This window comes from Bradyrhizobium genomosp. III, from assembly GCF_000261705.1.
GTDB lineage: Bacteria > Pseudomonadota > Alphaproteobacteria > Rhizobiales > Xanthobacteraceae > Bradyrhizobium > Bradyrhizobium ottawaense.
Genome location: NZ_AJQF01000302.1, coordinates 15,541 through 27,572, shown reverse-complemented (window position 1 = coordinate 27,572; position 12,032 = coordinate 15,541). Strand labels below are relative to the sequence as shown.

Sequence of the window (12,032 nt, the reverse complement as noted above, 5' to 3'; positions counted from 1 at the left end):
CCTATTTGATCGGCGGACGCGGCAGTACGGCTTCCCCGACTTCGAGCCGGTAGACATGGTCGAGCGAATACCAGGGCGTCGCAACCTCGCGTTCGGTCGGATGTGGCGCGTCATGGCGCAGGAACTTGCCGATCAGCGCCTGCGTCACGCCGAACTGCACGTCGCTGTCGATATGGGGATCGTTGGGATCGTAGACCTGCGAGATCAGAACCTTGAAGCCCGGCTTGAAGATCAGGGCATGCAGATGCGCGGGGCGATAAGGATGGCGGCTCTGCGCCTCCAGCAGGCGGCCGACCACGCCGCCCGTCGGAATGGGATAGCCGACCATCATCACCGAACGGAAGGAGAAGCGCCCATCCTGGTCGGTCGTGAACTTGCCACGCAGGTTCATGTCGGCCTGGTCGGGATCCTGGTTCTCGTAGAGGCCGACCGGAGAGGCGTGCCAGACATCGACCTCGGCGCCGACGACCGGACGACCGTCCTTGTCCACGACGCGGCCGTTCACGAATAGCGGCGCACCCGGGGTCTCGGAGCGGACGATCGATCCGCCATTCTCGACCCGCGGCGAGTTCAGCCGCCAGAACGGCCCGAGCAGCGACTGATCGGTTTCGGTATTGCCCTGGTCGCCATTGTTGAGCAGGCACACCAGCGGGGAGACGCCGAGCGAGCCCGCCATCAGGACCACTTCGTTGTGCGTGTCGGTGGTCAGCTTGCCGAGCTCGGCGATGACAGCGGTGGCATCGCGAAACTCCTTCTCGGTCAGGCGGACGTCGCGCACGAAGCCGTGCAAATGCTTGACCAGGGAGATCATGATCTGGCGCATGCGCGGATCGCAAGTCCGCTCCATCACCGCCAGTGCCGCGGCCGTGACGTCCTGCTCGCGCTCGATGATCATGGGACGGTCCTTGAAGCGACCCGCGTAACGCCAACACTGTCATTCCGGGATGGTCCGAAGGACCAGGCCCGGAATCTCGAGATCCCGGGTTCAGCCCTTTCGGGCTGCCCCGGGATGACGGTCCACTGCGTGGACCGTCAGTTCAGCTTCTCGATCGCGATCGCGACGCCCTGGCCGACGCCCACGCACATGGTGGCGAGCGCGAGCTTGCCGCCGCGCTTCTCCATGCCGTGGACGGCGGTGAGCGCGAGGCGCGCGCCGCTCATGCCGAGGGGATGGCCGAGCGCGATGGCGCCGCCATGCGGATTGACGAAATCCGCATCGTCAGCGACGCCGAGCTGGCGCATGCAGGCAATGCCCTGCGAGGCGAAGGCCTCGTTGAGCTCGATCAGGTCGAAATCGCTGATCTTCTTGCCGAGCCGCTCCATCAGCTTGCGGGTCGCGGGCACGGGACCGATGCCCATGATGCGCGGCGGCACGCCGGCCGAGGCAAGGCCGAGGATGCGCGCGCGCGGCGTCAGGCCATGCTTCTTCACCGCAGCTTCCGAGGCCAGGATCATCGCGGCCGCGCCGTCATTGACGCCGGAAGCATTGCCGGCGGTCACCGTGCCCGGATTGCGCACGATCGGCTTCAGTTTTGCCAGACCTTCGAGCGTGGTCTCCGGACGCGGATGCTCATCCTTGTCGACGGTGATGGGACCCGCCTTGCCGCCGGGAATCGTGATCGGGACGATTTCCTCGGCGAAATAGCCCGCCGCGATCGCCTTGCCTGCGCGCTGCTGCGAGCGGATGGCGAAGGCGTCCTGGTCGGCGCGCGAGACCTGGAATTCCTCGGCGACGTTCTCGCCGGTCTCCGGCATGGCGTCGACGCCATACTGAGCCTTGAGCAACGGATTGATGAAACGCCAGCCGATCGTGGTGTCGAAGATTTCGGCCGAACGCGAGAAGGCCTCCTGCGCCTTGCCCATCACGAACGGCGCACGCGTCATGGATTCGACGCCGCCGGCAATGGCGAGCTCGATCTCGCCGGAGCGGATGGCGCGGCCGGCCGCACCGACCGCATCCAGGCCGGAGGCACAGAGCCGGTTGAGCGTCTGGCCGGGAACCGAATCCGGCAGGCCTGCGAGCAGGAGCGCCATGCGGGCGACGTTTCGGTTGTCCTCGCCGGCCTGGTTGGCACAGCCGAAGAAGACTTCGTCCACCTGCGCCCAGTCGAGATTGGGGTGCTTGGCCATCAGCGCCTTGATCGGGGCAGCGGCAAGATCGTCGGCACGCACCTTGGCGAGCGAGCCGCCGAAGCGGCCGATCGGGGTCCGCACGGCATCGCAGATAAAGACGTCACGCATCGTTGTTCTCCCTGAATGCCGCGGTTCGGCCAGAATTCTTCAATGACGCCGGAGTTTTAGGAGGGCGCCCGCAGCAGGTCAATTGACGGTTTCGCGGGTGGCGCATTCGACCGATGACCATGAAACTCAGTCGTCATTCCGGGGCGCGACGAAGTCGCGAGCTATGGTGCGCAATTGCGCACCGGAGAATCCATAACCACGAGCCGGGGTTATGGATTCCGGGCCTGCACCTGACGGCGCATCCCGGAATGACGACCGGAATGTGGCGCCCATATCCCGCCATGCGGACAGCGTGGAAAACCCGCCCTTCCAAGCCAAACCAATAGGACGCTCAGGCGAAATTTTGTAGGTTGCGCCGCCCATGACAGTACAACAGCCGATACCTGTGCCGCCCCCCGACGAAGCGCCCACCTCGCCAGCGGAAGCCATCGCGCGCGTGACGCCGATGATGGAACAGTACCTGGAGATCAAGGCGGCGCATCAGGGCCTACTGCTGTTCTACAGGATGGGTGACTTCTACGAGCTGTTCTTCGAGGACGCCGAGATCGCCTCCAGGACGCTCGGCATCGTGCTGACGAAGCGCGGCAAGCATCAGGGCGCCGACATCCCGATGTGCGGCGTGCCGGTCGAGCGCTCCGAGGACTATCTGCACCGCCTGATCTCGGCCGGGCACCGCGTCGCGGTCTGCGAGCAGACCGAGGATCCCGCTGCCGCGAAGGCGCGTGGCAACAAGAGTGTGGTCCGCCGCGGCGTGGTGCGGCTGGTCACGCCGGGCACGCTGACCGAAGACACGCTGCTCGATGCCCGCGCCAACAATTATCTGCTCGCGATCGCGCGCGCCCGCTCCTCTGCCGGCGGCGACCGCTTCGGCCTCGCCTGGATCGACATCTCGACCGCCGAGTTCACAGTGATGGAATGCTCGGGCGGCGAGCTCGCCGCAACGCTGGCGCGCATCAACCCGAACGAGGCCATCGTCACCGACGCGCTCTATAACGACAACGAGCTCGGACAGACCTTGCGTGAGCTGCCGGCCGTGACACCCCTGACGCGCGACGTCTTCGACGGCGCCACCGCCGAGAAGCGCCTCTGCGACTACTTTGCCGTCGCGACCATGGACGGGCTGGCGCAGCTGACGCGGCTGGAGGCTACCGCAGCAGCAGCAGCCGTCACCTATGTCGACCGCACCCAGGTCGGCAAGCATCCGCCGCTGTCGCCGCCCGCGCGCGAAGCTTCCGGCGCAACGATGGCGATCGACCCGGCCACGCGCGCCAATCTGGAACTGACGCGAACGCTCGCTGGCGAACGCCGCGGCTCGCTGCTCGATGCGATCGACTGCACGGTAACCTCGGCGGGCTCGCGCCTGCTTGCCCAACGCCTGGCCGCGCCGCTGACGGACGCTCCCGCGATCGCGCGCCGGCTCGATGCGGTGAGCACCTTTGTCGCCGATTCAGCCGCGCGCGAAGACATCCGCAGCATCCTGCGCGGTGCGCCCGACATGTCGCGCGCACTGGCGCGTCTGTCGGTCGGACGCGGCGGCCCACGCGACCTCGCAGGCATCCGCGACGGCATCGTCGCCGCCGACCAGGTGCTGGCGCGGCTTGGCGAACTCGATCAGCCGCCGCAGGAGATCGCGGCGGTGATGGCGGCCTTGCAGCGACCGTCGCGCGAGCTCGCATCCGAATTCGCCAGCGCGCTCGACGAGCAGCTGCCGCTGATCAAGCGCGACGGCGGCTTCGTTCGACAGGGCTATGAGCCCGCGCTCGACGAAGCCCGAAACCTGCGCGATGCCTCGCGTCTCGTGGTGGCCTCGATGCAGGCGCGCTACGCCGACACGACATCCGTGAAAGGCCTGAAGATCCGGCACAACAACGTGCTCGGCTATTTCGTCGAGGTCACCGCGCAGCACGGCGACAAATTGATGTCGGCGCCGCTGAACGCCACCTTCATCCATCGCCAGACGCTGGCGGGCCAAGTGCGCTTCACCACCTCGGAACTCGGCGAGATCGAAGCCAAGATCGCCAATGCCGGCGACCGCGCCCTCGGGCTCGAGCTCGAGATTTTCGAGCGGCTGTCAGCCAAGGCCATGGCGATCAGCGACGATCTACGCGCCGCCGCCCACGCCTTCGCCTTGCTCGACGTCGCGACCTCGCTGGCAAAACTCGCGGTCGACGACAATTATGTGCGACCGGATGTGGACGACTCGCTCGGCTTTGCGATCGAGGCCGGCCGCCATCCCGTGGTGGAGCAGGCCCTGAAGCGCAATGGCGAGCCGTTCATCGCCAATGCCTGCGACCTCTCACCAAGCCCGGCGCAAAAGTCCGGCCAGCTCTGGCTGCTCACCGGCCCCAACATGGCCGGTAAATCGACCTTCCTGCGCCAGAACGCGCTGATCGCCCTTCTTGCCCAGATCGGCAGCTTCGTGCCGGCCACGCGGGCGCGGATCGGCATCATCGACCGCCTGTTCTCGCGCGTCGGCGCCGCCGACGATCTCGCCCGCGGCCGCTCCACCTTCATGGTGGAGATGGTCGAGACCGCGGCGATTCTGAACCAGGCCGGCGAGCGCTCGCTCGTGATCCTCGACGAGATCGGCCGCGGCACCGCGACCTTCGACGGTCTCTCGATCGCCTGGGCCGCGATCGAGCATCTGCACGAAAGCAATCGCTGCCGCACGCTATTCGCCACGCATTATCACGAACTGACCGCGCTCTCGGCCAAGCTGCCGCGGATGTTCAACGCCACGGTGCGGGTGAAGGAGTGGCAGGGCAATGTCGTATTCCTGCACGAGGTGCTGCCGGGCTCGGCCGACCGCTCCTACGGCATTCAGGTGGCCAAGCTCGCCGGCCTGCCGCCGGCCGTGATCACGCGCGCGAAGTCGGTGCTCTCCAAGCTGGAGGCGCAGGACCGCGGCCAGACCGCGCGCGCGCTGGTGGACGACCTGCCGCTATTCGCCGTGCCCTCGCGCGCGGCCGCCGAAGCCGCTCCGCCGAGCGAGGCGGACCTCTTGATGGAAGCCGTGAAGGCGCTGCATCCGGACGAGATGTCGCCACGCGAGGCGCTGGATGCGCTGTATGCCTTGAAGGCCAAGCTGCCGAAGCAGTGAAGGTGCAGTAGGGTGGGTTAGCCGAAGGCGTAACCCATCACGTCCGTCACCGCAGAAACTAAAGAGGTGGGTTACGCTGCGCTAACCCACCCTACGCTTCCGTGCGCTGAGCGCTACGCCCGCGCCGCGATCGCCGCGGCTTCCGCGGCCGCGCGCTGCATGCTGGTCGACATCTCGTTCGTCACCGTGCTCTGCTCCTCGACGGCAGCGGCGGTCGATGTCACGTATTCGCTGACATTGTTGATCGCCTGCTTGATCGAGCCGAGCGCGCTGACCACGTCGCCGGAGATGCCGTTGAGGCTGCCGATCTCCTGGCCGATCTTGTCGGTGGCCTGCTTGGCCTGATTGGCGAGGCTCTTCACTTCGGAGGCGACCACCGCAAAGCCGCGGCCGGCTTCGCCGGCCCGGGCCGATTCGATCGTGGCGTTCAGCGCCAAGAGGTTGATCTGGCCGGTGATGCTGTTGATCATCTCGACGATGCCGCTCATCGACTGCGCCGCCTCGGTGAGGCGCTGGGCCTGCGCGTCGGCTGAGGCGACCTGCTCCACCGCGCTCATCGCGGTCTCGCGGGACTTGGTCATCGCCTCGGAGATCTCCCGCACCGACGCGTTCAGTTCCTCCGAACCGGCGGCGACCGATTCCATCATGCCGCGGACGCGCTCGTTGCCCATGCGGACCAGCACCTGCCGCGTGGTGTCGGTGGCATATTTCACGACCTTGAACGGCTTGCCGTTGAGGTCGAGGATCGGGTTGTAGGAGGCCTGGATGTAAACCGCCTTGCCGCCCTTGCCGATGCGCTTGTATTCGGCCGCCTGGTACTGACCGCGGTTGAGCGCGGCCCAGAACTCGCGATAGGCGGCGCCGTCGCGCTCCGTGGGCTCGACGAACATGCTGTGGTGCTTGCCCTTGATCTCGGCCATCGAGTAGCCGAGCGCGCTGAGGAAGTTGGCGTTGGCGGCGATGATCGTGCCGTCCATGTTGAATTCGATCACGGCCTGGGCCTTGTCGATCGCCGATATCTGACCGGCAAGATCGGCGTTCTTCAGCTTGTCCGCGGTGATGTCGGTCGCGAACTTGACGACACCGTACGGCTTGCCGGTCTCGTCGAGCAGCGGATTGTAGGAAGCGAGAATCCAGACCTCGCGGCCACCCTTGCCGATACGCTTGAACTCCCCGGCCTGGTAGTCGCCGCGGTTGAGTGCGGCCCAGAACTCGCGATAGGCCGTGCCGTTGCGGTCGGCCTCGGCCACGAACAGGCTATGATGCTTGCCCTCGATCTCGGCCAACGAATAGCCGAGCGTCTTGCAGAAATTCTCGTTGGCGGTGACGATGGTGCCGTCGAGCTTAAATTCGATGACGGCCTGGGCACGGCTGATGGCGGCGATCTTCGACGCATCCGTCATGCTCCGCATCTTCTTCGCGGTGATGTCGGTCGCGATCTTGGCGACCATCACCGCCTTACCATTGCCGTCGAGCACCGGATTGTAGGCTGCTTCGATCCAGACTTCGCGGCCGCCCTTCGCGATCCGCTTGAACTCGCGGGCCTGACACTCGCCACGGTTCAACGCAGCCCAGAACGCCTTGTACTCGGCGCTGTCGCGCTGGTCGGCCGGCAAGAACATGGAATGATGCTTGCCCTGGATCTCGTCAAGCCGATAGCCGAGGGCGTCGAGAAAGTTCTTGTTGGCCGTGAGAATCGTGCCATCCAGATTGAATTCGATCATGGCCTGGGAGCGGCCGATCGCATCGAGCCGTGCTTGTGCGTCAATCTGGGACTTGCGACCGAACATCAAAGAATCTCCATCTCGAAATTACGTAGACAGCTCGTAGGGGAAGTGACCGTCGCGGCGAAACAGCCGTACTCAAATAACAATTCCCGCGAGTCCCTGCACTCGGATGCAGCTCGGACGAGTTCGCGCCGATGACAGCGGAGCGGGTATGCAGGATCATTCCTACGGTAAAAGCTCGAACAAAGTTCTAATAGAAGTGTCGGAAACCAGCAGGACCGGGAACGATCCGGCGGGCGTCGAGAGAAGCCATCCGCGGCCCTGCGACTTGAAATGACGTTTCTCATTCAATGGCTTGGGAAGATGCTGCGCTGCCAATCGGCATGAGACGCAGTCTCCGACACGTTCTTTCGCGACGCGATGTCGCGCGTGTCCGTAGTCTCACGGCCCTTGCCGCGCGTTGCGCATCGCGCGTCGGCCGATTCCCCACAGCGTCAGATTCCAGGCGACGCAGGTGCCAAGCGCGAGACACAGACCGACGGCCGAGCCGAACGACACCACTGCAACGTGCAGGACGGCGATTGCGGTGCCGAATCCGAGCAGGCCCCAGGCGGAGTTGGCGAGCACGGCGGCGGTTGGCGCGCCGCCGATGCGCGGATGCAGGATCACCATGATGCTGGAGAACACCACGGGATACAGCGCGATGATGCCGCTGATGCGGGGGCCCACCCAGCCCGAGGTCGAGACCACGATGGCGACCAGGGTCGCGACCAGTGCAGCCCGCATCGGCACGTCGTACCAGCGCCGCGTGACCAGCGGCATCTTCACATGGCGATAGCCCGCCAGCAGCGGAATGCAGATGCCGAAGGCGATCAGATTGGCGGCGAGCCCGGCGGTGAGCGACCAGTCGAACTGGCGGATGATCGAGGCAAGCACGATCCAGACGGCAACCGCACTTCCACAACTCGCCGCAAGACCATGCCGCTGCGCCAGCACGACATAAATGAGGCACATGAAGATCGTCGCAGCATTGATCGGAAGGCTCGCCAGCGAGCCCTGCGCGATGAAGGCGGCATCGTGGTCGAGCGCGAGGAAGACGTAGGAGGGACCGGCCGAGATCGGCAGGGTCGCGACCAGCGCACCGATCACCGGACCCGCGCGCTCGGTGATGATCGAGGCCGTCACGACGAACGCCGCCGCGATCGCCATGCGCAGGAGAAGAAAGAGGAGGAAGTGGAGATCGGGGGACATTCTGTCTGTCATTCCGGGGCGCGCGAAGCGCGAGCCCGGAATCCATAGCCACAGGCCGTACTGGTTTGAGAGCTGGAGCAACGACCGTGCGAAATCACGACGGCCTGGGGTTATGGGTTCCCGCCTCCGCGGGAACGACACCATCCGTGGAGTAGCGGCTTTCGCCCCTCACATCCGCTGCATCGACACCGAAACCTTCGGGCCGTTCTTGATGGTCTGGTAGACCACGCAATAGCGCTCGGTCAGCTTGAGCAGGAGATCTAGCTTGTCCTGCGGCGCCGATGTGTCGACCTCGAAGCGCAGACGGATCTCGGCGAAGCCGACCGGGGTCTCCTTGTCGACGCCGAGCGTGCCGCGGAAATCGAGATCGCCCTCGGCATAGACGTTGCCGGTCTTGAGCGGCACCTCGATCGCAGTCGCGACCGACTTCAACGTGACCCCGGCACAGGCGACGAGCGCCTCAAGCAACATGTCCCCGGAGCAGAGCTCGAGGCCGGAACCGCCGGTCGCCGGATGCAGGCCCGCAAGCGCGATGGCGCGGCCGGTCTCGACCTTGCAGGCGATGCCTTCGCTGTCGGTGGAGCCCTTGGCCTTCAGCGTGATCAGCGCGGTCTTGGGATCGGTCTTGTAGCGCTCCTTGATCGGAGCCTGCATCTGGCGCAGCTCTGCAGCGTCCATTTTCGTTCTCTCCCGGAAAATTGCCCCTCGATGTACCGGTTCAGAGCGAAATTGTCACCACCACATGGCCTGACCGGGACCCTGGGTTGCGTCACGGTCGGGCACATTGCGGTCGAGCGAACGGTCGAGTGACGTCAGCACACTTCGCTTGAAATTCTCGAACAGCGGCGAATTGCGGTCGCGTGGGCGGCCGAGATTGATCTCGATCTGGTCGAACAACCGGCCCGGCCGCGGCCGCATCACCAGCACGCGGTCGGCCAGCACCACGGCCTCGTCGACGTCGTGTGTGACGAGGATGAGCGTCGGCCGCGTGTCCGCCCAGAGGTCGAGCAGATGATCCTGGAGATCCCTGCGGGTGAAGGCATCGAGCGCGGAGAACGGCTCGTCCAGCAACAGCACCTCCGGCTGCGGCACCAGCGCCCGTGCGATCGCAACCCGCTGCGCCTGTCCGCCGGAGAGCTCGCGCGGCCAGGCCTGCGCCTTTTCCGCCAGCCCGACGCGTTCGAGCGCACGCGCGACCTTCTCGCGCCGCTGCGCCGCGGACAAATCGGCAAGGCCGAAGCCGATATTGTCGGCGACGCTGAGCCAGGGCAGCAGCCGCGGCTCCTGGAAGATGATGCCGATCTTGGCATGCGGCGAGACGATCGCCTCATTGTCGAGCGTCACCGTGCCAGCGCTGGCGCGATCGAGGCCGGCGATGGCGCGCAGCAGCGTGGACTTGCCACATCCGGAGCCGCCGATGATGGCGATGATCTCGCCCAGCCTGATGTCGGCGGAGAAGCGCGAAAGCGCCTGTACGCCGTTGGGATAGGTCTTGCTGACCCGGTCGAGCGCCAGCATTGCCTCAAGCTCCCTTCGCGCGCCCGAAGGCATCCTGCCAGCGCAGGAAAGGTGCGGCCGCAACCTCGATCAGCCAATCGGTGAGCTTTCCCAGGATGGCGAAGATCACGATGGCGGCGAGGATCTGCGCGGGCTTGCCGAGCTGCTGGCCGTCGAGCAGGAGATAGCCGAGCCCTTCGGAGGCACCGATCAGCTCGGCCGCGACCACGAACATCCAGCCGAGGCCGAGACCGACGCGCAGGGAAACCACATAGGCCGGCAGCACCGCCGGCAGCAGGATGCGGCGGATCATGGCGAAGCCCGAGAGGCGAAAGGTCCGGCCGACCTCCACGATCTTGCGATCCACCGAGAGGATCGCGCCCATCACGCCGAGATAGACTGGAAAGAACACCCCGACCGCGATCAGCGCGACCTTCGAGGTCTCGAAGATACCGAGCCAGAGGATGAACAGCGGCACCCAGGCGAGCGACGGAATCGCGCGCAGCGCCTGCACGGTCGGATCGAGCAGCCGGCGCGCCAGCGACCAGTAGCCGGAGACGGCCCCCAGCAACGTGCCTGCGATCACACCGAAGGCGAAGCCGAGCCCGACGCGCCACAGCGTTGCGGTGATGTGGCGGACCAGCTCGCCGGAGCGGGCGAGCTCGGCGAGGGTGGCAAAAACGCGCGAAGGCGGCGGCACCAGCCGTCCGTTCGACCAGCCGAGCCACACCACGAGCTCCCAGCCGAGCGCAAGCGCGACCGGCAGCAGCAGCCCCAGCACCGGCCGTGCATAACGCGCGGCGCGCGAGGGCGCAGCAGCGCTCTCGGCCGGTTCCGAAGTCTGTTGCAAGGCTGGCGCGTCTGAGATCATGGCCGGTAGGAAGCGCGTCTTGTGTGGGATTGCAAGGGCGCGCGGCAATCTCGATTGTCGCCCCGGACAAGCGAAGCGCAGATCCGGGGTCCATAACCACAGGAAGGCATGGTTACGGGGACTCGGAGTGGCCGCCTGCGCGCGGCAGCCACTCCCCGTGGTTATGGGTCCCGGGCTCGCTTCGCGCCCCGGGACGACGGCGGGGTGTGGTGCGCGCTTGCCTCTTCCCTGCCGATCAGTTCGTCGGCAGCGGGACCTGGTCGTCGATCAGGGCGTCGAGCGTCGCCTTCACGTCGACCTTTGCATCGACGACGCCCGCCTGCTGCAAAGCGAGGCCGGCGGCGAGGATCGACTCGCGCTGGGCTGCGCCGATGCGGCTGTGGGTGAGCTCGGTGCGCTCCTTGAGCTGCTTGTCGACGACGGCCTCGGGGAGTTTTGTGACCGCGATGAAGGTCTTCTTCAGCTCGTCGTAATTGGCCAGCGAATATTTGCGCGCCTCCTCATACACCGCGAGGACGCGGCGGGCAGCGTCAGGATGGTCCTTCAAAAACTGCTCGCGCACATTGAGGATGCCCCAAGTGTTGGCGTCGGCCTTGCGGTAGAACAGCTTTGCGCCCTCCTCGACCTCGGCCTGCGCCATCATCGGATCGAGGCCGGCCCAGGCATCGACGTCGCCGCGGATCAGTGCGGTCTTGCCGTCGGCATGCTGGAGCAGCACCGGGGTGATGTCCTTTTCGGTGAGGCCCGCCCCTAACAGCGCGCGCACCAGGAAGATGTGCGGATCGGTGCCGCGCGTCACCGCGACGCGCTTGCCCTTGAGGTCTGCGACGCCGGCAATCTTGGAATCCTTTGATGTCACCAGCGCCGTCCACTCAGGGCGCGAATAGACATAGATCGACTTGATCGGGTTGCCGTTGATGCGGGCGACCAGCGCCGCCGAACCCGCGGTCGAGCCGAAATCGATCGAGCCGGCATTGAGGAATTCGAGCGCCTTGTTGGAGCCGGCGGACTGCACCCAGGTGACGGTGATGCCGTCCTTGGCGAACTCCTTCTCCAGGAGCCCCTTCTGCTTCAGAACCATCGACACCGGATTGTAAGTCGCCCAGTCGATGCGGATTTCCTTGAGCGGATCGGCCGCCTTGGCCGCGGGGGTCATTGCGAGCGCAACCGCTCCCGCCAACAGAATGCGTCGTGTAATTCCGGTCATGCCCAGCCTCCTCCAAAACTTCATTGTTTTTCAATGAGTTATATCTAGAGGTCAACGAGAAAATCCGCCCCTTGAAAGCGCGCCGGCCGAGAACAGATTTGCCCAAAGCCGGAGCTTTCCAGCATGGAACGACTATTG

9 protein-coding genes are annotated in these 12,032 nt (G+C 65.6%); 1 reads left to right on the top strand and 8 read right to left on the bottom strand.

Annotated features, from left to right (window positions below; all coding sequences use genetic code 11):
- Position 1: 1 nt before the first annotated feature.
- A complete protein-coding gene (locus IC66_RS0125090; protein WP_038949493.1) occupies positions 2 to 895 on the bottom strand; it encodes a dioxygenase family protein in 894 nt (297 codons plus the stop codon).
- 137 nt (positions 896 to 1,032) lie between these two features.
- Positions 1,033 to 2,241, bottom strand: a complete 1,209-nt coding sequence (gene pcaF / locus IC66_RS0125085; RefSeq protein ID WP_038949492.1) for a 3-oxoadipyl-CoA thiolase — start codon at positions 2,239 to 2,241, stop codon at positions 1,033 to 1,035.
- Between the two features lie 361 nt (positions 2,242 to 2,602).
- Here pcaF and mutS point away from each other — a divergent pair, with 361 nt between their 5' ends.
- Positions 2,603 to 5,341, top strand: coding sequence for a DNA mismatch repair protein MutS (gene mutS / locus IC66_RS0125080; protein ID WP_038949491.1), 2,739 nt, complete (start codon positions 2,603 to 2,605; stop codon positions 5,339 to 5,341).
- Positions 5,342 to 5,454: 113 nt separating this feature from the next.
- On the opposite strand, the gene IC66_RS0125075 is transcribed toward mutS, so the two are convergent.
- The 6 genes from IC66_RS0125075 to IC66_RS0125050 form a co-directional block, all read right to left on the bottom strand.
- Entirely contained in the window at positions 5,455 to 7,131 is a 1,677-nt protein-coding gene (locus tag IC66_RS0125075; RefSeq protein ID WP_038949490.1) for a methyl-accepting chemotaxis protein, read from the bottom strand.
- Positions 7,132 to 7,509: 378 nt separating this feature from the next.
- Positions 7,510 to 8,319, bottom strand: coding sequence for a hypothetical protein (locus tag IC66_RS0125070; protein ID WP_038949489.1), 810 nt, complete (start codon positions 8,317 to 8,319; stop codon positions 7,510 to 7,512).
- A 168-nt stretch (positions 8,320 to 8,487) separates the two neighbouring features.
- On the bottom strand, positions 8,488 to 8,997 hold the full coding sequence (locus IC66_RS0125065) for an OsmC family protein (protein ID WP_028139616.1): 510 nt from the start codon (positions 8,995 to 8,997) through the stop codon (positions 8,488 to 8,490).
- A gap of 54 nt (positions 8,998 to 9,051) precedes the next feature.
- Entirely contained in the window at positions 9,052 to 9,837 is a 786-nt protein-coding gene (locus tag IC66_RS0125060) for an ABC transporter ATP-binding protein (protein WP_028139615.1), read from the bottom strand.
- Between the two features lie 4 nt (positions 9,838 to 9,841).
- Positions 9,842 to 10,687: an ABC transporter permease gene (locus IC66_RS0125055; RefSeq protein WP_028139614.1), complete on the bottom strand. Its 846-nt coding sequence runs from the start codon at positions 10,685 to 10,687 to the stop codon at positions 9,842 to 9,844.
- A gap of 235 nt (positions 10,688 to 10,922) precedes the next feature.
- Positions 10,923 to 11,894 (bottom strand): aliphatic sulfonate ABC transporter substrate-binding protein, encoded by a 972-nt coding sequence (locus tag IC66_RS0125050; protein ID WP_038949488.1) that lies wholly within the window; start codon positions 11,892 to 11,894, stop codon positions 10,923 to 10,925.
- Positions 11,895 to 12,032: the final 138 nt, after the last annotated feature.

Coding starts and splice junctions, on each gene's coding strand:
- IC66_RS0125090 (WP_038949493.1), bottom strand. CDS start 895: ATGATCATCGAGCGCGAGCAGGACGTCACGGCCGCGGCACTGGCGGTG.
- pcaF (WP_038949492.1), bottom strand. CDS start 2,241: ATGCGTGACGTCTTTATCTGCGATGCCGTGCGGACCCCGATCGGCCGC.
- mutS (WP_038949491.1), top strand. CDS start 2,603: ATGACAGTACAACAGCCGATACCTGTGCCGCCCCCCGACGAAGCGCCC.
- IC66_RS0125075 (WP_038949490.1), bottom strand. CDS start 7,131: ATGTTCGGTCGCAAGTCCCAGATTGACGCACAAGCACGGCTCGATGCG.
- IC66_RS0125070 (WP_038949489.1), bottom strand. CDS start 8,319: ATGTCCCCCGATCTCCACTTCCTCCTCTTTCTTCTCCTGCGCATGGCG.
- IC66_RS0125065 (WP_028139616.1), bottom strand. CDS start 8,997: ATGGACGCTGCAGAGCTGCGCCAGATGCAGGCTCCGATCAAGGAGCGC.
- IC66_RS0125060 (WP_028139615.1), bottom strand. CDS start 9,837: ATGCTGGCGCTCGACCGGGTCAGCAAGACCTATCCCAACGGCGTACAG.
- IC66_RS0125055 (WP_028139614.1), bottom strand. CDS start 10,687: ATGATCTCAGACGCGCCAGCCTTGCAACAGACTTCGGAACCGGCCGAG.
- IC66_RS0125050 (WP_038949488.1), bottom strand. CDS start 11,894: ATGACCGGAATTACACGACGCATTCTGTTGGCGGGAGCGGTTGCGCTC.